Genomic DNA, 25,262 nt, shown 5'->3' on the forward strand with positions numbered 1-25,262 from the left:
ACTAATGAAATTATTACAGCTCTATGCCGCAATGAAATCGGATTTACAAGCGATAGAAGACCAAATGGCCCAAACGGTTACCTCCGATCTGCCTATTCTAAGCGAAACTTCGTTACATTTGCTTAAGGCGGGTGGTAAGCGTATTCGGCCCGTATTAGTGTTGCTGGCAGGCAAGTTCGGCAATTACTCGATGGAGTCGCTCAAAAAAGTCGCCGTTCCGCTCGAACTCATTCATATGGCTACGTTGGTGCACGATGATGTCATCGATGACGCGGAAACCCGCCGCGGACAACTAACCGTCAAGTCGAAGTGGGATAATCGGATCGCTATGTTCACTGGCGATTATATCTATGCGAAAGCATTGACGGTCATTACGGAGTTGGACAAGCCGCGCATTCACCAAATCTTGTCCGGTGCCATCGTACAGATGTGTATCGGTGAAATGGAACAAATACGCGATTTCTTCAACGTAGATCAAAGCATTCGTAATTATTTGCGTCGGATCAGAAGAAAAACGGCATTGCTCATCGCGATTAGCTGCCAGCTCGGCGCGATGGCGGCGGATGCCCCTGCGCGCACGAGCCATGCCTTGTACAGATTCGGTTATAACGTCGGAATGCTGTTTCAGATTACGGATGATCTTCTCGATCTATGCGGCACGGAGAAAGCGATCGGCAAACCGCCGGGAAGCGATCTTCGGCAAGGCAATATTACGTTGCCGGTATTGTATGCCCTTCAGGAGGATTCGATAAGAGAGCAACTTTTGAAGGAAATCGCGTTAATCCGCGAGAGCGAGGGAACCGCGAATTCCGCCGTCGCCGTTAAGCTCGTGCGCTCCAGCCGCGGAATCAAAACCGCGGAAAATATGGCCGAACGATATTTAGCGAAAGCTTTGAAAGCCCTGGATTCGTTGCCTGACATTCCGGCAAAGCGCAATTTAACGGATATTGCCCGGTTTGTGGCGAAACGAAGTTATTAAGGTTGTTCATTTATGCTAAAATAACAGATACGGTAGCGTTACATAATTTTGCAAAAATGCAGAGATGGAAGGGGAGAACGTAATGGAAAGAACCTACTTAATGGTCAAACCCGACGGAGTGCAGCGGGGATTGATCGGCGAAATCGTCAGCCGTTTCGAACGCAAAGGGTTAAAGCTCGTCGGCGCCAAGCTGATGAACGTTTCGTTGGAGCGCGCCGAGAAACATTACGCGGAACATAAAGGCAAAGATTTCTACGATAGGCTGCTTGATTTCATTACCGCCGGTCCCGTTTTCGCGATGGTTTGGGAGGGCGATCAAGCCGTAGGATTATGCCGCGCGCTAATCGGCAAGACCAATGCGCTGGAGGCTGCTCCGGGAACGATTCGCAGCGATTTCGCTATACATACGAATTTCAATCTCATTCACGGCTCCGATTCTCACGATAACGCGGAGCGTGAAATCGGCATTTTCTTCACCGAAGAGGAACTCGTTTCATACGACAAAGCGATACAGGTGTGGATTTAACGGATTTGCATTCCAGTACACATCATGATAGAGTCCGGGGGAGAACAGAACGTCATGGGAGACAACCTTTCCAGTTTGAATGCAAGTTCTAACTTTTCCGAGGATGAGGATTTTGCCCGGTTCATCGTCAATATTAAGCGTTTGACGTCGATCGACCTTTCGCAATACAAGGAAAACCAGATGCGTCGACGTTTGACGACCTTGCGGATGAAATACGGGTACAAATCCTTTAACGATTATTTCTCGGCTTTGTCCGGAGACGCGCGGCTACGGAATGAATTTCTCGATCGGATGACGATCAACGTTTCTGAATTTTGGCGTAACCCTAACCGTTGGCAAGTGCTGAAGGATAAATTTCTTCCGGAACTTATGAAAGCCTCTCCACGGCTGAGCATCTGGAGCGCCGCCTGTTCGACTGGGGAAGAACCGTATACGCTAGCGATGATCTTGGATTCCTTGAATGCTTTGGATCGGACTTCCTTGATCGCGACGGATATCGACGAAGGAGTGCTTGGGAAAGCGAAGGAAGGCATCTACTTGGAGAGATCCTTGCGGGATGTGCCCGTCGCTTTCAAGAACAATTATTTCACGGAAGCGGACGGCGCCTTTAAGGTTGCCGACAAGCTGAAAAAAGCGGTAAAGTATCAAAAGCAAAATCTGCTTCTGGACAAGTTCGGCGACAAATACGATTTGATCGTATGCCGCAACGTGATGATTTATTTCACGGAAGACGCCAAGCATATTCTGTACGGCAAGTTCGCCCAAGCGCTTAAACCCGGCGGATTGCTGTTCGTGGGCAGTACGGAACAGATTTTTTCGCCTGGACAATACGGCTTGGAAACGGCCGATACTTTTTTTTACCGCCGCGTGATTTAAGCGTATGTTGACTAGGCTCCCAACCGATAATAAGGCTATTCAAGCCCACACGGAGGGAACCATGGACAAACGCAAAGTCATTGCCGCATATAGGCGAGGGTTGATTTCCGTGCAGGAATGCGCGCAAATATTAGGTTTGGACAACGTTGAGTTGCTCGGATATATGAGGGAATCGAGAGGGGTTCGCTCGAAAACCAATAAGAAACAGTCCGTCCGCACATGACGGGCTGTTTTCTTGTCAAACGCTTTAACGCTGTACTATAATGGTCAAAGATGTTCACGGCTTGCGTGGCTAATAGAGGCATACAATTGGGAGGAACCGAAATTGAGTTTACGTTACTTAACCGCGGGGGAAACGCACGGCCCGCAGCTTACTGCCATTATCGAAGGATTGCCGAGTAATCTGGAGCTTGATTTCGAAGCTTTGAATTTCCAATTGCAACGACGCCAGAAGGGGCATGGACGCGGCCGTCGCATGCAGATCGAGACGGATACCGCGCAGATCGTCGGAGGAGTCCGACATGGACGTACGACAGGAGCGCCGGTGGCGGTCGTCGTCGAGAACAAAGATTGGAAGCATTGGACTTCCGTAATGAACGTTGAACCTATCGAAGGCAGCGACGAGGCGAAGCGCCGCGTTTTTCGCCCGCGTCCCGGTCATGCCGATCTGAACGGCGGCTTGAAATATAATCTTAAAGACTTGCGCAACGTGCTAGAGCGTTCAAGCGCTCGTGAGACCGCCGCGCGCGTAGCCGTCGGCGCGATCGCATGCCAGTTGTTGGCGAAATTCGGCATTAAAGTGGCGGGACATGTCGTCTCTATAGGCGGAATCGTTGCTGAAACTCCGAATTTGCCGATCGACGAGCTTATCGCGGTTACCGAGGAGTCTCCCGTTAGAGTAGCTGACAAAGACGCGGAGCAAAAAATGATTGAGCTAATCGATCGCATGAAAGCGGAAGGCGATACGATAGGCGGCGTCGTAGAATGTATCATAACGGGATTGCCGGTCGGACTCGGTAGCCACGTACAATGGGATCGCAAGCTGGACGGAAGAATCGCGCAAGCGGTCGTGTCGATCAACGCGTTCAAAGGAGTCGAAGTCGGTATCGGTTTCGAAGCCGCGCGCATTCCGGGCTCCAAAGTGCATGACGAGATTTTGCATACCGCGGACAAAGGCTTTCATCGCGCGTCTAACCGCGCAGGCGGATTCGAAGGCGGAATGACGACCGGCGAGCCGATCGTCGTTCGCGGCGTAATGAAACCTATCCCGACGCTCTATAAACCGCTCGCGAGCGTAGACATCGATACGAAGGAAGCTTTTACCGCCCAGGTTGAGCGTTCCGATGCGTGCGCGGTGCCTGCGGCAAGCGTCGTCATGGAGCATGTCGTTGCCTGGGAAGTCGCCCAAGCGTTCTTGGAAAAATTCGGCGGAGATTCGATCGACGAGATTCAAAGAAACTTGGACAGCTACCTTAGTCAAGTGGAGGCTTACTGATGGCGGGCGGAACGAGAGAGCTTACGGTCGATCTCGGAGAACGTTCCTATCCTATCTACATCGGTACGGGATTGATCTCGCGGACCGGACAGTATTTTACGGAGCATGGATTTCCCGTTAAGTCGCCGATATTGTTGGTTACGGACAATTCGGTAGTGGATTTGTATGCGGAGAAGGTAGAGGAATCTCTAGCCCGGGCCGGATACAAAGTGACGACGGCCGTCGTTCCATCCGGCGAAACTTCCAAATCGCTGGAGATGCTAGACGAGCTTGTCGGCGCGGCTTTGGAAGCCGGTCTCGATCGCAAATCTACCGTCATCGCTTTGGGCGGGGGTGTGGTCGGCGATCTCGCTGGGTTTGTTGCGGCCTCATATATGAGGGGCGTTCGTTTCGTCCAAATTCCGACGACGATATTAGCGCATGATAGCAGCGTTGGCGGTAAAGTCGCTGTTAACCATCGCTTGGCTAAAAATATAATCGGTGCTTTCCATCAGCCGGATTTTGTGTTGTACGATATCGATACGCTGGCTAGCCTCTCGATGCGGGAAGTCCGCGCAGGGTTGTCCGAAGTGATCAAACACGGACTCATCTGGAATAAGGAGTTCGTGGCTTGGTGCGACACGAATTCGGAGAAGCTGCTTGCCTTGGATCCGGAAGCGTTAGGTTACGCGTTATATGAAGGCTGCAAGGTGAAGTCCATCGTCGTCTCGCGCGACGAACGCGAGAACGATCTGCGGGCGATCCTTAACTTAGGACATACGATCGGACATGCGCTTGAAGCCGTTGCGGGTTACGGAGAACTGGTTCATGGAGAAGCGATTGCCATAGGGATGGTCGGTTCTGCCCGTTTGGCCGCGAAGTTCGGTTATTCAGGGGACATTGCCGTAGAAACGGAGCGTTTATTCCGGAAATTCGGACTTCCCGTCCGCATTCCGGCAAGCTGCCCTACGGATGAAATCATGAATGCCATGTTGCATGATAAGAAATTCGCGGAAGGTAACATGGTATTCATTGTACCAACCGCGATCGGAAGCGTGGAAATTCGCAATGACGTGCCTACGGAGTGGGTTACGGACATTGTCGACGGATTAAGAGAGGGGAATGAACATCCATGAGCGTCAGGGGAATCCGTGGAGCCATAACGGTAGAATTAAATGAAGAAGGTCCGATCTTGGACGCGACAATCGAACTATTGAACGGAATCGTCGAAGTGAATCGCTTCGAGCCGGATGACATTGCCAGCGTGTTCATTACGGTAACGCAGGATCTGGACGCAACTTTCCCTGCTCGCGCCATTCGCCAGATGGCCGGCTGGGAGCTGGTGCCACTCATGTGTTCCGTGGAAGTGCCGGTCAAAGGCAGCCTGGAAAAGTGCATTCGCCTGATGGTGCTCGTGAATACGGAAGTTTCCCAGAAGGAAATCCGCCACGTCTACCTCAACAGAGCTCAGGCTCTTCGCCCGGATCTGGCAGCTAAGTAATCTGGGGATCATTGACCCGTACGCACCGCACCGACAAGTCAAGCGCACTTATCAATTTTTTCTATGCGATAGCCATGCGTGAAGCACACGCCGTTTCTCTCCTTGGAGAGGATGGCGTGTTTTTTTTGTTTAACTAAATCTTTGAGGAGGGGTTGCCATGTCGAAGTCTTTGGCGGAACGGGAGTATATGCAGCTATTGGAGGTTCAGATGAGCCAAGCCCAAGGTATGCGATTAGAGCAACTGAAGAAACAAGGCGAGGGAGAAAGAAAACTATTGGTTGATATAATTTGGCCGGTTCGCAAGTCGTTTCATGGAATTACTCTGGAGAAGGAAATCGTAACTTTATCCGGAGTGAAGGCTTATATCGATGCTTTTGACGACTCATTCCGATTCGGGTTTGAAGCCGAGGGCTTTGTGCCGCATGCAGAGAATATAACCCGTCCCCGTTTTGACTTCGAGAAACAGAAGGTTAGATCAATGCCGGCAACCTTTATTAAATACATCCCATTCACCTTTGACGAGATGGACAAAAAACCGGATATGTGCCGAAGGACATTGTACGAGCTTTATGGTCGGTATGGCGCTAATGCGAAGGGGGCGACTTATCATTCGCTCTCGCTATACGAGCGGGAAGTGATAAGATATGCCATATACTTGTGCCGACCTATACGTATGGCGGATATTCGTGATTGTTTGCAGAAGAATCAAGATACTTGTCGCATCATTATTCGTCAGCTAATAGAAAAAAGGTTCATGAGACCACGATACGATGGATTGAAACGCAACCACGAATACGTTCTAGAGGAAGATGCATACAAGATTCTATATTAGAGATCACATAGCACTAGCCAATCGTGTTAAATCACCCAAAGTAGCGGAATGAACAGAAATAACACTAGCCAGTCGTGTTAAATCGCCGAAAGTAGCAGAATTTACAGATTAACACGAGTCAGTCGTGTTAAATCGCTAAAGAAGCTGATTGAACAGAAATAACACGAGCAATTCGTGTTAATCGGCTAGTTTCCAATGACTGGTAAGCAGAGTGGGGAATCCAGGTAGAGGAAGGACGGGATATGCTTTTTCCAATTTGTGTGTTGACGGAAGAAGAGGCGGAGTGCTATATTAGATGAATATTACGCATCGCGGAACGGTCGGCCACAGGGACGACAACTTACGCGGATGCGAGCCGAGTAGAGATGAGATGAGCGGAGTTGCCGTATCCTTCGTGCAGATGATCTGCATTGTGATAGAGGCCTAACTTAACTTATCGAATTACGCGCATCTCTGCGGAGCAGAGGTGCTTTTTTAATGGCATAATCCCGCATATGAGTTTGGAACCACGACGATAAAACGAGATCAACATCATACACGGACCGACATCGAAGCGCATTAGATCGTCTACAAAGGAGAGATGTACGATGGACCAGCAAGAGCTCCAGGGAATCAAGCAAATGGCAGAACAATATAACGTCATACCGGTGGTTCGGAGACTGCTCGCGGATACGGAAACTCCGATTCGGGTGTTCCAGCATCTGAGCCGCGATAAGCGCGCGTTCTTGCTTGAAAGCGTAGAGGGCGGCGTGAAATGGGCTAGATATTCTTTTATCGGGACGGATCCGTTTCTCGTATTGAAACTGAAAAAAAACGAGCTCACTCTCGAGCAGAACGGCAAGTCGGAGTCCCACGCGACGACCGAGCCGCTGCAGCTATTGCGAGACAAGCTTCGTTCCTACCGCAGCCCGGCGCTGCCTGAGCTTCCTCCTTTTACCGGGGGGGCGATCGGATTTTTCGGTTACGATCTGTTGCAATACTACGAGAAGAAGCTTCCTCCGCACAAGAAAGACGATTTGAATATGGATGACATGCAGTTCATGTTCTGCGACTTGGTCATCGTATTCGATCATTTCAAGCAGCAGGTGCTCGTCATTGGCAACGTGCATATTCCGGAAGACGCGAATGAGGCTAATATCGAAGCAGCTTATCGGGAGACGTTGAACGCCATCGACGATACGATCCGCAGAATCCAGCAGCCGATTCCGGTTCAACCGTCCAGAGGCGCGCCGCCGCAAGATCCGGAGCTCGGAGAAATATCCTCTAACTTGACCAAACAACAATTCATAGACAACGTCAACCAAGCGAAGGAGTACATTCGCGCGGGCGATATTTTCCAAGTCGTGCTGTCCCAGCGTTTCCATATCGAAACCGATGTAGATCCGCTTCATGTGTACCGAGTGCTGAGAACGATGAATCCGTCGCCGTATATGTACGTGCTTAAATTGGACGACGAGGTTGTCGTAGGCACGTCGCCTGAGCTTTTGGTCAAAGTCGATAACGGCAAAGTCGAGACTCGTCCGATCGCCGGGACCAGGCCAAGGGGGAAAACGCCGGAGGAAGATCTGGCGCTCGAGAAGGAATTGCTGGCCGACAAAAAGGAGCGCGCGGAGCACGTCATGCTAGTGGATCTTGGCCGGAACGATATAGGTCGGGTGTCCACTTACGGATCCGTTAAATGCGATAGCTACATGGAAATCGAACGTTACTCGCACGTCATGCACATCGTGTCGAACGTGACCGGCCAACTGCGTCCGGATAAAGACTTCTACGACGCGTTCCTAAGTTGCCTTCCGGCGGGAACGGTATCGGGAGCTCCGAAGCTACGGGCGATGGAGATTATTGCCGAATTGGAAAACGAGGCAAGGGGCGCCTACGCGGGCGCGATCGGTTACCTCGGTTTTTCGGGCAATCTGAATACGTGCATTACGATTAGGACGATTATTTTCAAGCATGGCAAAGCGTACGTGCAAGCCGGCGCGGGAATCGTCTGGGATTCCGTACCGGAGAACGAATACGAAGAAACGGTGAACAAGGCCAAAGGGATGCTTAAAGCGATTCGCGCCGCGGAAGCGGCTTTCCCTCCGGCAGGCTCCGTTAAGCGTAGCTCGTCCGACTTTTCGGCCGTTTTAGCAGGAGACCGCCGTACGAATTTGGATTATGATTAAGGGGAAGGGGAATCAAGCGATATGAGCGACACCCTCACGATAAGCTTGCCTCAAGCATTGGCCAAACTTACGAGCAGCATCGATCTTACGCGCGACGAAGCATACGGCGTTATGTCGACGATCATGAAAGGCGAGGCGACTCCCGCCCAGATCGGCGCAACAGCCATCGCCCTCCGAATGAAAGGGGAGACGGTTGACGAAATCACGGGTTTCGCGGAAGCGATGCGCGCGTTCTCCAACCACGTCGTCACGGAAAATCATGATCTGCTCGATACGTGCGGCACGGGCGGTTCCGGCATCCATAAGTTCAATATCTCGACGGCTTCGGCTATTATTTCCGCGGCCGCGGGCGTACGGGTAGCCAAACACGGCAATCGGGCGATGTCCGGCAAGGCCGGAAGCGCGGACGTGCTGGAAGCGCTTGGCGTTAACATTAATCTTACGGCCGAACAGGCCGCGGTTTGCCTCGAGCGTACGGACATTTGCTTTATGTTCGCCCAGCTCTACCATCCGGCATTGAAGCATGCCGCGGCTCCTAGGCGAGAACTGGGAATCCGGACGATTTTTAACATGCTCGGACCTTTGACGAATCCGGCGAACGCGGATCTTCAACTAATCGGCCTATACGACCGTACGCGCACGGATACCGTTGCGGAAGTGTTATCGCGGCTTGGCTTGAAGAGAGCGATGGTCGTAGGCAGCCACGACGGGTTGGACGAAATCAGTCTGTCCGCGCCAACGCGAGTATCCGAACTTAAGAACGGGGAAGTCGTTACTTACGACATCACTCCCGAGTCGCTCGGCTTGACGACCGTGTCCCTGGGAGCGGTGCAAGGCGGAAACGCGGAGGAGAACGCGCAGATCATACGCAGAGTTCTTGGCGGAGAGAAGAGCGCGTACCGAGACGTCGTGCTCGCGAACGCGGGAGCCTGCATTTACGTCGCGGGCCGCGCGGATTCCTTGCATGAAGGCGTCGCAATCGCCGCGCAAACGATAGATTCCGGCGCTGCCGCGGATAAACTGCAGCATTGGATTACAACGACGGGAGAAGTGAGCCATGTTTCTTGATCGCATCGTCGCCACCAAGAAGGAAGAGGTAACGGCGCTTAAACAAACTTTATCCATTAACGAAGCCGAGAAGACGATCGCGGACCTACAGCCGTGCCGCGGCTTCGAGCAAGCCTTGATCGGACGCAACCGTCCCGTCGGCCTGATCGCGGAAGTGAAGAAGGCGAGTCCGTCCAAAGGGCTCATCCGCCCGGACTTCCATCCGGTCAGCTTGGCGCAAGCGTACGAACAAGCGGGCACGGATTGTATTTCCGTGCTGACGGATACCGATTATTTTCAAGGCAGCAACGAATATTTGAAGCAAATACGCGAGCAAGTCAAAGTGCCTCTATTGCGCAAGGATTTCACGATCGATGAACGCCAAATTTACGAAGCTCGGTTGATCGGCGCGGACGCGATTCTCCTCATCGCCGCGATTTTGACGAAAAGCCAGATTTCATCGTTCTATACGCTCGCGCGCGACCTGGGGTTGGACGTGCTGGTCGAGGTCCACAACCGCCCGGAGCTGGAAACGGTGCTCGAGATCGGCAAGGCATCGCTAATCGGCGTAAACAATCGCGACCTGAAAACGTTCGTGACGGATCTGAATGTGACCGAGCAACTGATCGGCCTTATGCCGAAAGATGTCGTGGCGGTAAGCGAGAGCGCGATCTCGACGACGGATGACATCGCATTCGTTCGCCAAGCCGGGGCGCAAGCCGTGTTAGTCGGCGAGCATTTCATGCGTCAAGCTAACGTTCAAGACGCGGTTCATGATTTGCTTGGTCCCGTGACGAAAGAAGGCGCACGATAATGGCGAATTCCGTGTCCGGGTCCTCCATGGTGAAAATATGCGGAATTAAGCAAGAAGACACGTTAATCGGGATGAGCGGCCTCTCGGTTGAATACATTGGCTTCGTTTTCGCGAAGAGCCGGAGACAAGTATCTCCGGAGCGCGCCGCCGAGCTTCTCGCGGTCGCGCGGCAGACTCCGATGGCTAACGGAAAACCTCCCCGTGCCGTAGGCGTATTCGTAGATCCGACTATGGAACAGTTAGCGGAGACGTTGTCCATCGTACCGCTGGATGTCGTTCAGTTGCACGGGGACGAGACTCCGGAATTTTGTCGCCGGGCGGGAGAACGGTTCGAGGTCGAGGTATGGCGGGCGCTGCCCGTGACCGAAGAAGACGGGGATCCGATCGAAGGTCCCGCGAGGCTCGATGCTTACCGGGGTGCGGTGTCGACTATTCTGCTCGATACCGCCGGCGGCGGTACGGGGAAAGCTTTCCGTTGGGAAGTTATCCCTGCCTATCAGGAGGCGGCGCTCCGAAACGGGTTGCAGCTATTCATTGCCGGCGGATTAAGCCCCGATAACGCGGATCAATTAATTAAAACCTATCATCCGGTCGGCGTAGATATCTCCAGCGGCGTGGAGACGGACGGGGTGAAGGATCAGCATAAAATCGCCGCATTCGTAGAAAGGGTGAAAAGCTCATGAGTCAAGTAGTACCTGATCAACACGGACGCTTTGGTCCTTTCGGCGGGAAATACGTCCCGGAAACGTTGATGAACGCGTTAATCGAGCTCGAGGAAGCATACCTGAAATATAAGGACGACCCGGAATTCCTAGAGGAAGTCCGTTATTTGCTAAAGCAATATTCCGGACGTCCGACTCCGCTCTATTACGCGGAAAGACTGTCCCAGCATTTGGGCGGCGCCAAAATTTACCTCAAACGCGAGGATCTCAACCATACGGGCGCGCACAAAATCAACAATACGATCGGACAAGCCGTGCTTGCGAAGCGTATGGGCAAGAAAAAAGTGATCGCGGAAACCGGAGCGGGGCAGCACGGGGTTGCCTCGGCGACGGTAGCGGCGCTGATGGGGTTGGAATGCAAAGTGTTCATGGGGGAAGAGGATACGAAGCGCCAGCAGCTCAACGTATTCCGCATGAAGCTGCTCGGTTCCGAGGTCATCCCGGTCACGTCGGGAACCCGTACGTTGAAGGACGCCTGCAACGAAACGCTTCGTTACTGGGTTAGCCACGTCGACGATACGTACTACATTCTCGGTTCGGTTACGGGCCCGCATCCGTATCCGATGATGGTTCGCGATTTCCAACGAATTATCGGCTTGGAAGCGAGAGAGCAAATTCAAGAAGCCGAAGGGCGTCTGCCGGACGTCGTCGTGGCTGCCGTTGGCGGAGGCAGCAACGCGATCGGTATTTTCCATCCGTTCATCGGGGATACGGGCGTGCGCTTGGTCGGCGTCGAAGCCGCCGGAAGAGGGGTAGAGACGGAGGAGCATGCCGCGACCATGACGAAAGGGCGTCCGGGTGTCTTCCAAGGCTCCATGAGCTACGTGCTTCAGGACGAAGGCGGACAAGTGTTGCCTGCCCACTCGATATCCGCGGGGCTTGACTACCCGGGGATCGGCCCCGAGCATGCCTACTTAAAAGACATTAAACGCGCGGAGTACGTGCCGATTACGGATCAAGAAGCGTTGGATGCCCTCGGAATGCTGTCCCGAATGGAAGGGATTATTCCGGCGCTGGAATCCGCGCATGCCATCGCGCAAGTGCTGAAGATTGCTCCGACGATGAAGAAGGACGAAATCATCGTGGTTAGTCTGTCGGGACGCGGGGATAAAGACGTGGAATCCATTATGTCTTATCTGGCTGAAGAGGAGGGGCAGCAACGATGAGCACGACACTAGCACCTAACGCGATCGATACCGTGTTCGCGGAACTGAAAGCCAAAGGCGAAACGGCTCTCATCCCGTTCATGACGATGGGCGATCCCGACTTGGAAACGTCGGTCGATCTCGTGCAAGCCGCAGAAGCCGCGGGCGCGCATATGATCGAGCTCGGCGTTCCTTATTCCGATCCGCTGGCGGACGGGCCTGTCATTCAACGCGCCTCCGAGCGCGCGCTTAAGAACAAGATTAGCCTTACCGATTGCATGGCGGTCGCTTCCAAAGCGAGAGACAGAGGCGTTAAAATGCCTTTTATCTTGTTCAGCTATTTCAATCCGGCGCTTCAATTGGGCTTGGAACGATTTTTCGACTTGCTGAAGCAACACGGCTTTAGCGGGGTCATTATCCCCGATCTGCCTCTAGAGGAAGATTCGGAGACGCGGGCGCTCGCGGAAGCGAACGGCATTCATCTGATCCCGTTGGTCGCGCCGACATCCGAAGCTCGAGTGGAACGGATAGCCGCTAACGCCAAAGGCTTCGTCTATTGCGTTTCCTCGTTAGGGGTGACCGGCGTGCGATCCACTTTCCATGATGGGATCGACGCTTTCCTCGGCACCGTACGCAGAGCGGCTTCCGTACCGATCTGCGTAGGTTTCGGAATTTCTTCCCGCGAGCACGCGGAACGATTTGCCGGACAATGCGACGGGGTTATCGTCGGAAGCGCGATCGTGCGCCAAGTGGAAGAAGCTTTGCCACTGCTTAGCTCCTCCGTTTCTTCGGAACGCGAACAAGGCATTCAAGCCGTTCAGCGTTTTATAGCGGGATTAAAGCCTCGCAAGCCGTCTGCCTAAGAGACTTTCTTCCTAATTCATCTTAATGCTGTACAGTGACGCGTTGATGTGTCACAATAGAATACACATATCCATACGGAGCGAATAAGTTCCGCCTTCGGGCGGAGCGCTTAACGCTCCGTTTGTCGTATCACAGGAGGGAATTATATGCAACCGAAACCGAATATTGTTCATTTGCCCGTATACCAACCCGGCAAGCCCGTAGAAGACGTTAAACGGGAGCTTGGCTTAACCGAAGTCATTAAGCTGGCCTCCAACGAGAATCCGTTCGGCAGCTCTCCGAAAGCGAAGGAAGCCATCGCTCGCGAGATGGAGAATATTAGCATATATCCGGACGGCGCGGCAGTCGAGCTGACGAATGCCATTGCCAAACGCTTTGGCGTGAACACCGATCAAGTGATTTTCGGCGCTGGCTCCGACGAAATCATTCTTATGATCGCCCGCGCGTTCCTCGTTCCCGGGGACGAGACGATCATGGCAGACCAGACGTTCCCGCAGTACAAACATAACGTGCAAATCGAGAACGCTACGATCATCGAGGTTCCGCTTAAAGATGGAACGCATGATCTTAAGGCGATGGGCGAGCGCGTGACGGACAAAACGAAAGTCGTCTGGGTGTGCAACCCGAATAACCCGACCGGAACGATCAACACCGCGGACGAAGTTGAACAATTCCTGTCGGAAATACCAAGCCATGTTCTCGTCGTATTGGACGAAGCTTATTGCGAGTATATCGACGATCCGTCGTTTCCGGACGGTTTGAAGCTGCTGGCTAAATACCCGAATGTTATCCTGCTGAGGACGTTCTCGAAAATTTACGGCTTGGCATCTCTGCGCATCGGTTACGGAATCGGCCGTCCGGACGTGATCCGCAGCATCAATCAGGTCAGGGAGCCGTTCAATACGTCAAGATTCGGCCAAGCGGCCGCGTTGGCCGCTTTGCAGGACGACGAATTCATCGCTTTCTGCCGCGAAGAGAACAAGAAAGGCTTAGCTTACTTTAATCGCTCCTTCGCGGAGTTGGGGCTGCAAGCATTCCCGGCTTACGGCAATTTCATCATGGTGGACGTGAAGAGATCCGGGCAGGAAGTGTTCGACGCGCTGCTGCGCAAGGGCGTTATCGTAAGGGCGGGCCATAAGCTGTATCCGACTTATGTTCGCATCACGGTCGGAAGCCAAGAGCAGAACGAAAAAGTCATCGCCGCGCTGACGACCGTGCTGCAAGAACTCGCGGTAAAGGTGTGAAGGCATGAGCGGAGAGTTTAGCGACTTTAAACCATTCAACGAATCAAATCCGATTAAAATCGCCATATTCGGAGTCGGCCTTATCGGAGGCTCCTTGGCGTTATGTTTCAAAGGCAAACCCGGCGTCGAGGTGGTAGGACATTCCGTCAACCAGTCGTCAACGGAGAAGTACGTAGCCCGCGGGGTCGTGGACTGGGCAACGACTTCTATCGCGGAAGCGGCTAAGGACGCGGACTTCTTGTTCCTATGCGTGCCCGTAGGGCGCCTGGAGGAGTACGTAGACGAGCTTTCCCGATTGCCGCTCAAACCGGGATGCATTATTACGGACGTGGGCAGCACGAAAGCGTCCGTCGTCCATCATGCGGATAAGCTCGCGCTGCAAGGGGCCGTATTTATCGGCGGTCATCCGATGGCGGGCTCGGAGCGTTCGGGGGTGGAGGCGGCAAGCCTTCATTTGCTGGAAAATGCTTTCTACGTGCTCACGCCTATGGAAAGGACGCCTGTAGAGTACGTAGAGAAGCTGGAGCGATTGCTGAAATGGACGCGGGCCCACGTCGTGAAGACGGATGCCGTTCAGCATGACGTCATCGTGGGAGCGATTAGCCACCTGCCCCACCTGATTGCCGTAGCCCTCGTCAACCAAATAGCCGGATACAACGAGCAGAACGAATTGTACCGCAGATTGGCGGCGGGCGGATTCCGGGATATTACCCGAATCGCTTCGAGCGATCCTCTCATTTGGCGGGACATTCTGCTCAGCAATAGAGAAGTCGTGCTAAAGCTCGTGAAAGATTGGCAAGCGGAGATGGACCGGTTCGCGAAATTGTTGGAGGATGAGGACGGCGAAGGGATCGAGGAGCAGTTCCGCCTTTCCGGCCGGTTCCGCAGCCAGCTACCCGAGCGTCGCAAAGGGATGATTACTTCCCTGTACGAATGTTACGTCGACGTTCCCGACCATCCGGGCATCATCGGCAAGATCGCTACCGAGCTAGGCCAAGCCCAAATCAACTTAAGCAACCTGCAGATCATCGAGAGCAGGGAGGACGTTCCGGGAATATTGAGATTGTCTTTCCAGCAGTCCGAAGATTTGGACAAAGCGACGGCTTTATTGAAATCATTGCAATATGCTGTTCATATGTGAGAAAGATGGGGAGGCGCGCCAATGGCGTGCCTCTCTCTTGCATATTTAATGCCTAGTGAGGATAAGGATGGTTGTAAACGCTTTAAAATAAAATGTAAACGCTTATTGACAAAATGAAAACGGATACATATAATAAAAGTACAGTATGGTTTCTCTCCACTCCTATCCAATACTTGCACAATGTGCGACCACCCTTCGGGGTGGATTTTTTTTGTCTATGTGCCGATACGGACAAATATAACGATTAAAATGACAATACCCAATAAAAATTGAATAATATTTGAGAAATTTTTAAGCTCCAAAAGCCCATTCCTGTGATACAATAGCATATAGCATTTGTAAAATACTGGGCTTCCAAGCGAAGATGGAATCCAACACCGCAAGGGATTGTAGGAAAACGTTTTATTGCGTCCGGTTTTCAGCAATGTCCAATGGAGTTAATCTTCCTGAATTCGCTATAAAAAACAATGCGCCTTTGAGCGCAACTTTTTCGTTTTTGGCCGGTACAATTAAGTAGTCTGCCGGCTGCGAACGTTCACCCTGACATGGGGGGAGGGTCGCGGATATGATGACCGATTCCCAATTAATACGGGAAATCAAAGACGGAAACGTAGAATTGTATTCTACGCTTATGGGACGATATCAGAAGAAGATTCTGTCCTTCGTATACCATATGCTGAAAAGCGCCAAACTGGAAATATTGGCCGAGGATATGAGCTCCGAAACCTTTTATAAAGCTTACCGCAGTTTGCATTCCTTTAGGGAAGTAGACGCGTCCTTTTCTACTTGGTTATATACGATTGCACGTAATACGGTTCTCAGTGAATTGCGTAAACAGAAAGCGGCGCATCTTTCACTCGACGACTCCACATACATACCAGCCGCCCCTCCAGAAGAGGCACCCGAGCAGCGTCTGCTGCGCAACGAGAAGGTTTCCATGGTGAGAGACGCCATCAACAGCTTGCCCGAGAAACAGCGTTCCGCGCTTATTCTAAGGGAGTACGATGGAATGGACTACCAAGAGATCGCTAACATATTAGGACAGACGGTCAGTTCCGTCAAATCGTTGTTATTCCGGGCCAGGGCCAGTGTGAAAACACAATTGGAATCGTACTTTACCGAACCGGCCATGATGAAGGAGTACGAGGAGATGAAGCTGCGATGAAATGCGAAGAAGCAGTAGAATGGTTTGGAATCTATCGGGATTTGCCCGGCGATTCCGCGGACAGGATTGCCGTCGATCTGCACGTTCAGAGCTGCAGCGAATGCGCGGAAGAATTTCGCATGTGGGAAGAAAGCGCGGAGCTCATTCATGAACTGCCGTTCAATGAAGCGGATACGGACAACGAACGCGTCGCTTCGGCATGGCTGAACCAGAATGTAATGAATCGCATATATGCCGAACAGAAGTGGTATATGCCGACCGTGCGTCGGACGTATTCTTTTTCATTCGGCTTTAGAAGGAAAATAGCGCTAGTCCTTGCGGCTATGTTCACGCTATTCGTTTGCGGTTTTCTGTATACGGTATTTAGTCCCGACGGAGGCGTCAGCAACAAGAGATCGGGAGCCGATGCCTTTGCGGTTAGCCATCAATACGGTGACAGCATTCACCTCGACGTTCCCGTCGCCAGCCTAAGCGATCCGATTATGCTTAACGTCTCGCCCGCCATGCCTGAATATTGGGTTGCCCTCTCCATTGTCGGCATGGTTATGACGTTGCTTATCCTGAATTGGTTTTCCCGGGTTCGCTCATGACGTTGGCGACTCGTATAGGATGGGTGCGGCATGGGATTACGGAATGGAATCAACTGGGCAAAATCCAAGGCGTAACCGATATCCCATTAAGCGCGGAAGGTTTGCGACAGGCGCGTTTGCTTGCCGATAGGCTGATCAATGAAGAATTGAAGTGGACCGGCATTTACACCAGCGATCTGCAGCGCGCGAGGCAGACGGCTCAAATCTTGGCAGAACGATTAGAGCTTCCGTTAGTCGTGGACCCAAGAATAAGAGAGCGTTCTTTCGGCGCCGCCGAAGGAACGACGGAACCGGAGCGTTTGGCCCGTTGGGGAGCCGAATGGCGCCGTCTCGTTCCCGATCAGGAATCCGATGAACAGATTCGCGTCCGCGGACATGAATTCGTTAACGAGTTCGCTAGAAAGCATGAGGGAGAAGCTTGGCTTATCGTCACGCACGGCAGCTTTCTCGCTAGAATGCTACAATCTCTGTGCGGGGATTTGGATAACGCGCATTTACTTAATATGTCGTTAACGGTTCTAGAGCGGCAACAAGCAGGTTGGGAGCTGTTGCTTCATAATTGCACGAGGCATCTGTCCGATGCGGAGATCAAGACCACCCCTTAAAGATCCGGGATACGTTCCCGGATCTTTACTATTTTCGCGCAGCAATCGGAACAAAAAACGGCTAACGTTTAAGACCGGCTTCCCGCGCCCATACTGTACAATAAATCCTCCATAAAGCGGGGTGTGCCGATGAATTTAGCCGACATGCTCGTGTATGCGGACATTGCCGAATTGACGACCATTGCCGAAACGTACGAATGCACCTGCAGCAGCCACTCTAAGAACGAATTGATTCAGTCTATTCTTTCGACCTTGCAACGGCGGGAAGTCTTGGAATCCAGGGTGAGCGAAATGACGGGAAACGACTTGCGTTTCTTGAATTCTCTTCTGTTCGAGAACCGGTCGGCTTACAGCTTGGAAGAGTTGAAGGCGAGAGCCCTAAGCGGAGATTCCAAGGCTAACGAGACTTCGTCTTCGACCGGCGGCAATCTCGCCCCGATGAAAGCCGAAACCCGCGTCCGTAAAGGGAAGAACGCGGCACCTGTACCGCCTCCAAGTCCGGATGAGTCCGCTAGGCATTCCATCTCGAGATTCAAGAGATTCGGATGGTTGTTCAACGGTTTCTCGCAACAGACCCGCTTGTTGTATCAAGTGCCGGAAGACGTGAAGCTGCGATTGCGCGACGCGCTTGAAAAGCGATATCGCTCATCGCTGGTCGTGGTCGACGAGCCGGCGGCTTATCGGGACGAGAGGAGTTTGTTCGCGGAAGACATCGTTCATTTTCTTCGATTCGTACGGGATAACGAGCTGCCATTAACTTCGGAAGGGGTTATGTATAAGCGGCAGATTCAGCAAGCTTTAGAGCTTTTATCCGTGCATGAGGAGCTCCCTTCCAGAGGGGGGTGGAGGTTTGGCTACGGCCGTAGATTCCGCGACTATCCCGACAGGTTCTCTCTTCTGTATGACTTCGTATTCTACGAAGGTTATATCGCGGAACAATCGGACCGACTCATGCTGAGCGAAGAAGGCCGCAACATAGCAGATGGTTTTGCCAAGCCCGACCCGACTAAACTGTATCGATTCTGGCTTCGCCTGTATAAGGGAGCCATTCCCAACTTGAATACGCTGACGCAGTGGATTATGCGATTGTCGGCAGATTGGGTGACCGTGGATTCGATCTATGAGATTTTGCAGCCGATCGTTCGTTCCTATTATTACGACACCCAGAAAGATGTTCTCGAACGACGGGTATTGGTCATGCTTATGCATCTAGGCGTGATCCGATGGGGCGAGACGGCTGAAGGGAACAGCGTAGTGATCATGACCCCGCAAGGAAAACTGCTTGTCTCCGGAAATACGCTCGCTTTCGAAGATGCGATAAATCTAGGGAAACCGCCGGTTTAAGGCGTTTTATCGCCGATTGCCATAAACTCCAATAATCGATGCACGGTTGAACGATAGGCAAGGGCACATTGATCGGCAGGGGGGCTATCGTCTTGAACGGGGCTGAAAACGATGAATATGCTTTAGTGGGAGGCCGGTGCGCTCATTACAGTTAGATCAGTTTACGCTTAGGATCTCCAGCATAGGTTATCCGGCAATTAACGGAGGAAATCTCGCGGCGAATGCGGCGAACGGCAGACGGTTACGTAAGCAAAGGCGAGAAATAAAGGAATCCTTAAGAGGGGTCCTAACGCCGGATTTCGGAGGTGCAACGAATGGACAACATGAAAGTCGCCTATGAGACGATGCTGGGATTGGCGGCAGAAATGGTCCTGGACGAAGCGCTGCGCAATTACCGGACGGAGAAGCTCTATCATGCGATCGATGATGCGCTTGCGCAAGGAGATGTAGAATCGTTTCGGCGTTTGACGGATGAATTAAAAACGATGCAGCGCTAGAGGCCGCGGACGTTTCCCTCTTCGAAGGTTATGATCCGAAGTTCTATGGTGACCCGGTCGGAAGAGACCGGGTTTTTTGCATGTTAAGAAAGCGCCGCTGCGTTAGAAATGACGCTTTAATTGTTTATCGTTTTGGAGTACGATAATGAAGCGATGGAAGAGATTTATAGGAACCTAGCGAAAGGAAGTTAGACAAGCATGCCACAAATCGATTTACCTTTAGAGAAGCTATTCGCTTATGAAGGGATCAGTCCGAAGCCGGCGGATTTCGATGAGTACTGGGAGAGAGCTATCGCCGAGATGAGAAGCGTCGACCCTCAGATCGAGCTGGTGCCCGCGCAGTTTCAGGTTCCATTCGCGGAATGTTTCCATCTTTTTTTTACAGGAGTGCGGGGAGCGCGAATACACGCTAAGTACATACGGCCCAAAGAAGGGAAAAAACCTCATCCGGCTATTCTTCAATTTCACGGCTTATCGATGGATTCGGGGGATTGGCAAGACAAAGTCGCATATGCCGCTCTCGGAGTGAGCGTGATCTCCATGGATTGCCGCGGACAAGGCGGACTATCGGAAGATGTCGGAGCAGTTAAAGGCAATACGCTTCGCGGACATATTATTCGCGGCATCGACAATCATCCGGATGATTTGTTGTATCGCCATATGTTCCTGGACGCGGCCCAATTGGCGGGTATCGTCATGGAGATGCCGGAAGTCGATCCGGCTAGAGTAGCGGCCATCGGCATCTCCCAAGGCGGCGGACTGACGCTAGCTTGCGGTGCGCTAGAGCCCCGCATAGCGAAGCTTGCTCCCGTTTATCCGTTCCTAAGCGATTATTTACGGGTATGGGAGATGGATCTGGACGTTGGCGCGTATGAGGACCTTAGAACTTACTTCCGTAAATTCGATCCGCAGCACAAGCGGAAGAACGAAGTGTTCGAGAAGCTCGGCTATATCGACGTGCAGCACCTGGCTCCTAGGATTAAAGGCGAGGTCATGATGGCAACCGGTTTAATGGATACCGTAACTCCGCCTTCCACTCAATTCGCGGCATATAACAAAATCGCTTCGCCGAAGCGCGTCGAGATTTATCCCGATTTCGCTCACGAGTGGTTACCCGGTTTCGCGGATATGACGATGACGTTCATCGCCGAATGGTTGTAAAGAAGTACAAGGAGAGTGCGCGCATTATGAAATTCAGCGAAATCGATGAAAATAGCTGGCCGGAACTGCAGCCATACTTAGATACGTGCCTTATTCCGATATCCGGCCTGACGGGGGAGGAAACCCCGTGGGAAGCAACGGAGAAGGTCGCGCGCGCAGGACAATGGCTGGCGCCTTTGGAGCAAGCTTTTCGCGGGCGGACGGTGACGATGCCCGCTTATCATTATGAAGCGGGCGAAGCAGAGGACGCGGATAGAATCAATCGGTTGATCGGCCAATGGAGGGGAATCGGCTTTCGTTTCGTCGTCGTAGTTAGCGGACAGGCTACATTAGCGGGCGAACGGCTGAATGCGGATCTAGTCATTCAACCGGGTCCGGGGGAAGAAGAGCCGAACGCCGAGAGGATCAGCAAGTCCGTGGCGGCGCTCTGGCGTAAGCCCCAGGCTTAACGGAACCATCAATAATCCGTAAATCCGCCGGAACTACGCATAAGCTTAGATATAAAGAGTAAACAATAGGCAGACACGACCCACGGTGAAATGTGACAATTTGAGAACATTTTAGTTGTGCGATTCCCGTCGAGGAAGGAAAGTCTCGACCCTATTCTTGACGCTCCATAGCGCGTGGGCTATTATAGTTATGTCCTTGTGAACAAAATGTTAAGTCCGTATCGGACGCGAGATTGGTGTGGCAAAGGGGGTAGAACGAATGGACCACAATAAGCAGCAAGAAACCACGCACAAACCGGTTAAGCGCAAAGAAATGTCAAGACGTCAATTTTTGTCTTACACGCTTGGCGGAGCAGGAGCCTTCATGGCCGGCGGGGCCATTTTACCAATGATCCGCTTTGCCGTAGATCCTATATTGCAGAAGAAAGAAAAGGCCGGCTTCGTTAAAGTCATCGAAGAGAGCAAGGTGACGAACGAGCCAACCGAAGTGAAGTTCAAAATTCACCAGGTTGACGGCTGGTACGAAAGCGACCCGAAGCTTGCGGCATGGATCACGAAAGGCGACGACGGCAAAATTTTCGCGCTTTCGCCCGTATGTAAGCATCTCGGCTGCATGGTAAGCTGGGGCGGAGCGGAAACACCGAACGAGTATCACTGCCCATGCCATGGCGCACGTTATACGAAAGACGGCAAACACATCGTAGTAGCTCCTAAGTCGCTCGATGAGTATGAAGTCAAAATAGAAAACGGTTGGGTTTATCTTGGACCGATAGAGCCGAATAGTCGCGCATAGAAGGAGGGCGTTTCGTTCCATGTTCAAAAACATGTACAACTGGATCGATGAACGTCTTGATATTACGCCGATGTGGAGAGATATCGCCGATCACGAGGTGCCTGAGCACGTTAACCCGGCGCATCACTTCTCCGCTTTTGTTTATTGCTTCGGCGGATTGACGTTCTTCATCACCGTCATACAAATCCTCTCGGGGATGTTCTTGACGATGTATTACGTCCCAGACATAATCAACGCCTATTACAGCGTTGATTATCTGCAGCATCAAGTCGCTTTCGGAGCGATCGTGCGCGGAATGCATCACTGGGGAGCAAGCTTGGTTATCGTAATGATGTTCCTACATACTCTTCGCGTGTTTTTCACCGGGTCTTACAAAGCGCCTCGTGAGATGAACTGGGTAGTCGGAATGTTGATTTTCTTCGTCATGTTGGGTCTTGGATTCACGGGTTACCTGCTTCCTTGGGACAACAAAGCGTATTACGCGACGAAGGTCGGTTTGGAAATTGCGGGTGCCGTACCATTCCTCGGTGAGTACATCAAGGAACTAATGAACGGCGGAACGATCGTCGGCGCGCAAACGCTGACGCGGTTCTTCGCGATCCACGTGTTCTTCTTGCCTGGAGCGTTGTTGGCATTGCTTGCGGGACACTTCTTTATGATTCGAAAACAGGGCATTTCCGGGCCGCTGTAAGAGAGGGGAGTGACTAGCGATGGCACATAAACATGATCCGAACGAAAAAATTGTATTTATCGGCGATTCTCGCGTGCGCAAACGCGATTACTCGAATGTGACGCCTCCGGATTACACCTCTTTCCCCGGCAAGTCGGAAGCGTTTATTCCGAACTTCTTGCTGAAGGAATGGATGGTCGGAGTCGTCGTTTTGATCGGGTTCTTGACTCTGGTCATAGCCGAACCGGCACCGCTCGGATATCCGGCGGATCCGCTTAACAGCGCGTTCATTCCGATGCCGGACTGGTACTTCTTGTTCCTGTACCAGCTACTGAAATATCCGTACGCTTCGGGAGATTTTATCGTACTAGGGGTACTAGGGTTATCCGGTATTCCATTTATCGCATTGTTGCTCGCTCCGTTCCTGGATACGGGCAAAGAGCGTCGCTTTTATCGCCGTCCGATCGCTTCCTCGCTAATGATCGTATCATTAGTGGCCGTAGCCTACCTGACTTGGGTATCTTGGGACCACTACCAGCATGAGCTGGAAGCAAACGGCCAAACGCCTGAGCATATCGAACGGGAAATCAAAGCGGAAGAAGCCGTCGAGAAAGGCTTGCCGCGTCCGGTACCGGGCAAAGAAAAGATTCCTGCTATGGTAGCAGCGGATGATCCGGCATTCACCGAAACGATGACTCAAGCGCAATGTATCGCATGCCACGGCGCTGAGCTCGAAGGCGGCGGCGCTCCGGCGCTTCGCGGAATCGGCGACGTGCTTAGCAAGGAAGAGCTTGTCGAGATCGTTACGAACGGTAAGAACAATGGGGCAATGCCATCGTTCAAGGATAGCTTATCGGCGGAGCAAATCGACCAAATCGCGACATGGCTTTCCAGTCAAAAAGCAGGAGCGGCGGAGTAATCCGCGCCCTGCTGTAAACCTGACCGTAAATGGTCAGGTTTTTTTAATAAAGGTACGACTTGGAAAGGAGTAGTCGACATGAGTTGGCTGAAATGGCTGCTTTCGCGCAGCGTACTGCTTCATCCGACGACCTTGTGGTTGATGATGCTCATCTACATACCGGGAACGATCTACGGATATTATTGGTACAAAGGCCAATTGGAGAGCACTTGGGAGAACAATCCGCATTGGCAAATTCCGTTCGTTCCGGATAGTCCGACCGCATCTTTGTTCTTCGCGCTTGCCGTGCTCTGGTTGTGGATTTCGCCGGGACGTTCGCGGCGGGGCTGGGTCAACGGGGTTCGAGGAGTCGTGGAGACATTGGGCGTCGTAACGTCGGTCAAATACGGAATTTGGGCAACGGCGGTCATCTTCGCCGGACAAGCTCAGGGAGACGTCTTGCAATGGGATCATTGGATGCTAATTATCGGCCATACGGCGATGGCGATCGTAGCCTTGCTCTATGCGAGATTCTTCACTTTCGGCGGCTTGGCGCTGTTAGCGGCAGCCGCATGGACTTTCTTGAACGACACGGTGGATTATACGTTCGGCGTATACCCGTATTTGCCGACTCAATTGGATGACGATTTGTTCTATGTCGGCCTATTTACGTTTATATTAACGGCGCTTAGCGTCTTATCCGCGGCAATCGCGAAATTCGCCTTCGTTACCCGCGACAGTAACTGAATAGGTGATGTCGTTCTAAACGCGGACAACCTCTCATATCCATGGGGTAGGAGGGGATGTCCGTGTTTTCGTTCAAGACTAAAGTTCGCCGAGGCTATAGGCTTCGCTTGACATGGATCGTCGTAACGTGTCTGCTTGCGCCGTTAGCGTTCGCACCGGCGCCCGTTTGGGGCAGCACCAAGGTTGCGGGAAGCGGCTCGGGCTCGCCTGCCATAGATAAGTTCCTAGCGGCTTCGGAAGCGTTGTATCAAGCCGTGAATAAAGGCAACCTGGAAGCAGCTCTTGGCGGATTAGAGGAGATCGAACTCCGATTCCGCAATCTTCCGATGAAAGCAATCGGGACTGCCGAGGGCATACATGCCCTAGCAAACAGCATTACCGAGTTGAAACGTACGTCGGCAGCGCTTCGTCCCGATGAACGGAAATGGAAGTCCGGAGCGGCAGCTCTTAGATTGGCTGCCGATGCGTTGGCACATCCGGATAAACCGATCTGGCACCAATACCGGGCGGTAATAGAGGACGATATCGTAAAAATCCATAAAGCTATGCCGCAGGCAACATCCGTTACCTCTCCGGTCTCTAGCAGCGTTCGAGCTGCCTTCGATCAACTGACGGAGCATTACCGCTTGATCCGCACGGCGGCTATGCTTCAATCCGAACCTTGGAAAGTCGAGCGCAGCGATTCCGTCGTGCGTTATGCGGGTCGTATCTATGATGCGGATTCTCCCTCGGCTGAATTGCTGCTCGGAACGATCCCGCCGTTGCGGGAGGCTTTGAACGGTTTGTTTCCCGGCAAAGAAGCGTCGACAGCTATTGTGCCTCCGGTCAACGTAGTTCCCCCGTCTTGGGGTTGGTCGGCCATGATGGGTTCTTTTATCGTCACCATTCTTACATGGGTCGGTTGGAGACGTTACAAGGTCGACGAGTATGCGGGCAAAGACCGACGGACATCGGCTAAACGGGAGGATGCCGCGCAAAAATGGCTGAATAAGTGGAAAAACAATCCGTAA

The 25,262-nt window shown here is 52.4% G+C and carries 29 protein-coding genes and 1 pseudogene; all 30 read left to right on the forward strand.

The features are described from left to right. Positions 1-4 precede the first annotated feature (4 nt). The 30 genes and pseudogenes from hepT to FPL14_RS27105 all read left to right on the forward strand — a co-directional run bounded on the left by hepT (position 5) and on the right by FPL14_RS27105 (position 25,262). On the forward strand, positions 5-979 hold the full coding sequence (gene hepT / locus FPL14_RS26970) for a heptaprenyl diphosphate synthase component II (protein WP_182300614.1): 975 nt from the start codon (positions 5-7) through the stop codon (positions 977-979). 82 nt (positions 980-1,061) lie between these two features. Continuing rightward, positions 1,062-1,505, forward strand: a complete 444-nt coding sequence (gene ndk, locus FPL14_RS26975; RefSeq protein WP_182300615.1) for a nucleoside-diphosphate kinase — start codon at positions 1,062-1,064, stop codon at positions 1,503-1,505. 54 nt (positions 1,506-1,559) lie between these two features. Beyond that, on the forward strand, positions 1,560-2,381 hold the full coding sequence (locus FPL14_RS26980) for a CheR family methyltransferase (protein WP_182300616.1): 822 nt from the start codon (positions 1,560-1,562) through the stop codon (positions 2,379-2,381). 61 nt (positions 2,382-2,442) lie between these two features. After that, positions 2,443-2,604, forward strand: coding sequence for a hypothetical protein (locus FPL14_RS26985; protein ID WP_182300617.1), 162 nt, complete (start codon positions 2,443-2,445; stop codon positions 2,602-2,604). 102 nt (positions 2,605-2,706) lie between these two features. Next, on the forward strand, positions 2,707-3,876 hold the full coding sequence (aroC, locus tag FPL14_RS26990) for a chorismate synthase (protein ID WP_182300618.1): 1,170 nt from the start codon (positions 2,707-2,709) through the stop codon (positions 3,874-3,876). Beyond that, a complete protein-coding gene (gene aroB / locus FPL14_RS26995; RefSeq protein ID WP_182300619.1) occupies positions 3,876-4,991 on the forward strand; it encodes a 3-dehydroquinate synthase in 1,116 nt (371 codons plus the stop codon). Before aroC ends, aroB begins: the two co-directional genes overlap by 1 nt. Further along, complete coding sequence (gene aroH / locus FPL14_RS27000; protein ID WP_182300620.1) at positions 4,988-5,356, forward strand: chorismate mutase; 369 nt, start codon at positions 4,988-4,990, stop codon at positions 5,354-5,356. Before aroB ends, aroH begins: the two co-directional genes overlap by 4 nt. A 208-nt stretch (positions 5,357-5,564) precedes the next feature. After that, positions 5,565-6,188, forward strand: coding sequence for a hypothetical protein (locus tag FPL14_RS27005; RefSeq protein ID WP_182300621.1), 624 nt, complete (start codon positions 5,565-5,567; stop codon positions 6,186-6,188). Positions 6,189-6,483: 295 nt separating this feature from the next. Beyond that, positions 6,484-6,615: a hypothetical protein gene (locus FPL14_RS30420; RefSeq protein ID WP_267875391.1), complete on the forward strand. Its 132-nt coding sequence runs from the start codon at positions 6,484-6,486 to the stop codon at positions 6,613-6,615. Between the two features lie 160 nt (positions 6,616-6,775). After that, the gene (trpE, locus tag FPL14_RS27010) at positions 6,776-8,356 is read left to right on the forward strand and encodes an anthranilate synthase component I (protein WP_182300622.1); all 1,581 of its coding nucleotides are present in this window, start codon (positions 6,776-6,778) and stop codon (positions 8,354-8,356) included. Between the two features lie 21 nt (positions 8,357-8,377). Beyond that, entirely contained in the window at positions 8,378-9,424 is a 1,047-nt protein-coding gene (gene trpD / locus FPL14_RS27015; RefSeq protein ID WP_182300623.1) for an anthranilate phosphoribosyltransferase, read from the forward strand. Beyond that, positions 9,414-10,217, forward strand: a complete 804-nt coding sequence (gene trpC / locus FPL14_RS27020; protein ID WP_182300624.1) for an indole-3-glycerol phosphate synthase TrpC — start codon at positions 9,414-9,416, stop codon at positions 10,215-10,217. Before trpD ends, trpC begins: the two co-directional genes overlap by 11 nt. Next, entirely contained in the window at positions 10,217-10,900 is a 684-nt protein-coding gene (locus tag FPL14_RS27025) for a phosphoribosylanthranilate isomerase (protein ID WP_182300625.1), read from the forward strand. The genes trpC and FPL14_RS27025 overlap by 1 nt, the downstream gene beginning before the upstream one ends. Then, positions 10,897-12,105 carry a tryptophan synthase subunit beta gene (trpB, locus tag FPL14_RS27030; RefSeq protein ID WP_182300626.1) on the forward strand — a complete coding sequence of 403 codons (1,209 nt, stop codon included), beginning with the start codon at positions 10,897-10,899 and terminating at the stop codon, positions 12,103-12,105. Before FPL14_RS27025 ends, trpB begins: the two co-directional genes overlap by 4 nt. After that, positions 12,102-12,947 carry a tryptophan synthase subunit alpha gene (gene trpA, locus FPL14_RS27035; protein WP_182300627.1) on the forward strand — a complete coding sequence of 282 codons (846 nt, stop codon included), beginning with the start codon at positions 12,102-12,104 and terminating at the stop codon, positions 12,945-12,947. The genes trpB and trpA overlap by 4 nt, the downstream gene beginning before the upstream one ends. Positions 12,948-13,094: 147 nt before the next feature. Continuing rightward, entirely contained in the window at positions 13,095-14,192 is a 1,098-nt protein-coding gene (gene hisC / locus FPL14_RS27040) for a histidinol-phosphate transaminase (RefSeq protein WP_182300628.1), read from the forward strand. A 4-nt stretch (positions 14,193-14,196) separates the two neighbouring features. After that, positions 14,197-15,333, forward strand: coding sequence for a prephenate dehydrogenase (locus tag FPL14_RS27045; protein WP_182300629.1), 1,137 nt, complete (start codon positions 14,197-14,199; stop codon positions 15,331-15,333). 568 nt (positions 15,334-15,901) lie between these two features. Beyond that, on the forward strand, positions 15,902-16,498 hold the full coding sequence (locus tag FPL14_RS27050) for an RNA polymerase sigma factor (RefSeq protein ID WP_182304187.1): 597 nt from the start codon (positions 15,902-15,904) through the stop codon (positions 16,496-16,498). Continuing rightward, positions 16,495-17,088: an anti-sigma factor family protein gene (locus FPL14_RS27055; RefSeq protein ID WP_182300630.1), complete on the forward strand. Its 594-nt coding sequence runs from the start codon at positions 16,495-16,497 to the stop codon at positions 17,086-17,088. The genes FPL14_RS27050 and FPL14_RS27055 overlap by 4 nt, the downstream gene beginning before the upstream one ends. Continuing rightward, positions 17,085-17,693, forward strand: coding sequence for a histidine phosphatase family protein (locus FPL14_RS27060; protein ID WP_182300631.1), 609 nt, complete (start codon positions 17,085-17,087; stop codon positions 17,691-17,693). Before FPL14_RS27055 ends, FPL14_RS27060 begins: the two co-directional genes overlap by 4 nt. 129 nt (positions 17,694-17,822) lie before the next feature. Then, complete coding sequence (locus tag FPL14_RS27065) at positions 17,823-19,037, forward strand: hypothetical protein (RefSeq protein ID WP_182300632.1); 1,215 nt, start codon at positions 17,823-17,825, stop codon at positions 19,035-19,037. Positions 19,038-19,090: 53 nt separating this feature from the next. Next, positions 19,091-19,303: pseudogene (locus FPL14_RS30875) on the forward strand (gamma carbonic anhydrase family protein); the annotation flags it as partial. A 48-nt stretch (positions 19,304-19,351) separates the two neighbouring features. After that, positions 19,352-19,534, forward strand: a complete 183-nt coding sequence (locus tag FPL14_RS27070; RefSeq protein ID WP_182300633.1) for an IDEAL domain-containing protein — start codon at positions 19,352-19,354, stop codon at positions 19,532-19,534. 198 nt (positions 19,535-19,732) lie between these two features. Next, positions 19,733-20,695 (forward strand): alpha/beta fold hydrolase, encoded by a 963-nt coding sequence (locus FPL14_RS27075; protein ID WP_182300634.1) that lies wholly within the window; start codon positions 19,733-19,735, stop codon positions 20,693-20,695. A gap of 26 nt (positions 20,696-20,721) precedes the next feature. Next, the gene (locus FPL14_RS27080; protein ID WP_182300635.1) at positions 20,722-21,144 is read left to right on the forward strand and encodes a DUF2487 family protein; all 423 of its coding nucleotides are present in this window, start codon (positions 20,722-20,724) and stop codon (positions 21,142-21,144) included. 259 nt (positions 21,145-21,403) lie between these two features. Then, positions 21,404-21,937 (forward strand): Rieske (2Fe-2S) protein, encoded by a 534-nt coding sequence (locus FPL14_RS27085; RefSeq protein WP_182300636.1) that lies wholly within the window; start codon positions 21,404-21,406, stop codon positions 21,935-21,937. Between the two features lie 19 nt (positions 21,938-21,956). After that, on the forward strand, positions 21,957-22,628 hold the full coding sequence (qcrB, locus tag FPL14_RS27090; protein WP_169278742.1) for a menaquinol-cytochrome c reductase cytochrome b subunit: 672 nt from the start codon (positions 21,957-21,959) through the stop codon (positions 22,626-22,628). 19 nt (positions 22,629-22,647) lie between these two features. After that, on the forward strand, positions 22,648-23,526 hold the full coding sequence (locus FPL14_RS27095) for a menaquinol-cytochrome c reductase cytochrome b/c subunit (protein ID WP_182300637.1): 879 nt from the start codon (positions 22,648-22,650) through the stop codon (positions 23,524-23,526). Between the two features lie 78 nt (positions 23,527-23,604). After that, complete coding sequence (locus FPL14_RS27100) at positions 23,605-24,252, forward strand: DUF1405 domain-containing protein (protein WP_182300638.1); 648 nt, start codon at positions 23,605-23,607, stop codon at positions 24,250-24,252. Positions 24,253-24,314: 62 nt separating this feature from the next. Beyond that, positions 24,315-25,262 (forward strand): sporulation protein YpjB, encoded by a 948-nt coding sequence (locus tag FPL14_RS27105; protein ID WP_182300639.1) that lies wholly within the window; start codon positions 24,315-24,317, stop codon positions 25,260-25,262.

This window comes from Cohnella cholangitidis, from assembly GCF_014107495.1.
Lineage (GTDB): Bacteria > Bacillota > Bacilli > Paenibacillales > Paenibacillaceae > Cohnella > Cohnella cholangitidis.

Excerpts from the sequence above, each read along its gene's own strand:
- hepT (WP_182300614.1), top strand. The coding sequence starts at position 5 with ATGAAATTATTACAGCTCTATGCCGCAATGAAATCGGATTTACAAGCG.
- ndk (WP_182300615.1), top strand. The coding sequence starts at position 1,062 with ATGGAAAGAACCTACTTAATGGTCAAACCCGACGGAGTGCAGCGGGGA.
- FPL14_RS26980 (WP_182300616.1), top strand. The coding sequence starts at position 1,560 with ATGGGAGACAACCTTTCCAGTTTGAATGCAAGTTCTAACTTTTCCGAG.
- FPL14_RS26985 (WP_182300617.1), top strand. The coding sequence starts at position 2,443 with ATGGACAAACGCAAAGTCATTGCCGCATATAGGCGAGGGTTGATTTCC.
- aroB (WP_182300619.1), top strand. The coding sequence starts at position 3,876 with ATGGCGGGCGGAACGAGAGAGCTTACGGTCGATCTCGGAGAACGTTCC.
- aroH (WP_182300620.1), top strand. The coding sequence starts at position 4,988 with ATGAGCGTCAGGGGAATCCGTGGAGCCATAACGGTAGAATTAAATGAA.
- FPL14_RS27005 (WP_182300621.1), top strand. The coding sequence starts at position 5,565 with ATGAGCCAAGCCCAAGGTATGCGATTAGAGCAACTGAAGAAACAAGGC.
- FPL14_RS30420 (WP_267875391.1), top strand. The coding sequence starts at position 6,484 with ATGAATATTACGCATCGCGGAACGGTCGGCCACAGGGACGACAACTTA.
- trpE (WP_182300622.1), top strand. The coding sequence starts at position 6,776 with ATGGACCAGCAAGAGCTCCAGGGAATCAAGCAAATGGCAGAACAATAT.
- trpD (WP_182300623.1), top strand. The coding sequence starts at position 8,378 with ATGAGCGACACCCTCACGATAAGCTTGCCTCAAGCATTGGCCAAACTT.
- trpC (WP_182300624.1), top strand. The coding sequence starts at position 9,414 with ATGTTTCTTGATCGCATCGTCGCCACCAAGAAGGAAGAGGTAACGGCG.
- FPL14_RS27025 (WP_182300625.1), top strand. The coding sequence starts at position 10,217 with ATGGCGAATTCCGTGTCCGGGTCCTCCATGGTGAAAATATGCGGAATT.
- trpB (WP_182300626.1), top strand. The coding sequence starts at position 10,897 with ATGAGTCAAGTAGTACCTGATCAACACGGACGCTTTGGTCCTTTCGGC.
- trpA (WP_182300627.1), top strand. The coding sequence starts at position 12,102 with ATGAGCACGACACTAGCACCTAACGCGATCGATACCGTGTTCGCGGAA.
- hisC (WP_182300628.1), top strand. The coding sequence starts at position 13,095 with ATGCAACCGAAACCGAATATTGTTCATTTGCCCGTATACCAACCCGGC.
- FPL14_RS27045 (WP_182300629.1), top strand. The coding sequence starts at position 14,197 with ATGAGCGGAGAGTTTAGCGACTTTAAACCATTCAACGAATCAAATCCG.
- FPL14_RS27050 (WP_182304187.1), top strand. The coding sequence starts at position 15,902 with ATGACCGATTCCCAATTAATACGGGAAATCAAAGACGGAAACGTAGAA.
- FPL14_RS27055 (WP_182300630.1), top strand. The coding sequence starts at position 16,495 with ATGAAATGCGAAGAAGCAGTAGAATGGTTTGGAATCTATCGGGATTTG.
- FPL14_RS27060 (WP_182300631.1), top strand. The coding sequence starts at position 17,085 with ATGACGTTGGCGACTCGTATAGGATGGGTGCGGCATGGGATTACGGAA.
- FPL14_RS27065 (WP_182300632.1), top strand. The coding sequence starts at position 17,823 with ATGAATTTAGCCGACATGCTCGTGTATGCGGACATTGCCGAATTGACG.
- FPL14_RS27070 (WP_182300633.1), top strand. The coding sequence starts at position 19,352 with ATGGACAACATGAAAGTCGCCTATGAGACGATGCTGGGATTGGCGGCA.
- FPL14_RS27075 (WP_182300634.1), top strand. The coding sequence starts at position 19,733 with ATGCCACAAATCGATTTACCTTTAGAGAAGCTATTCGCTTATGAAGGG.
- FPL14_RS27080 (WP_182300635.1), top strand. The coding sequence starts at position 20,722 with ATGAAATTCAGCGAAATCGATGAAAATAGCTGGCCGGAACTGCAGCCA.
- FPL14_RS27085 (WP_182300636.1), top strand. The coding sequence starts at position 21,404 with ATGGACCACAATAAGCAGCAAGAAACCACGCACAAACCGGTTAAGCGC.
- qcrB (WP_169278742.1), top strand. The coding sequence starts at position 21,957 with ATGTTCAAAAACATGTACAACTGGATCGATGAACGTCTTGATATTACG.
- FPL14_RS27095 (WP_182300637.1), top strand. The coding sequence starts at position 22,648 with ATGGCACATAAACATGATCCGAACGAAAAAATTGTATTTATCGGCGAT.
- FPL14_RS27100 (WP_182300638.1), top strand. The coding sequence starts at position 23,605 with ATGAGTTGGCTGAAATGGCTGCTTTCGCGCAGCGTACTGCTTCATCCG.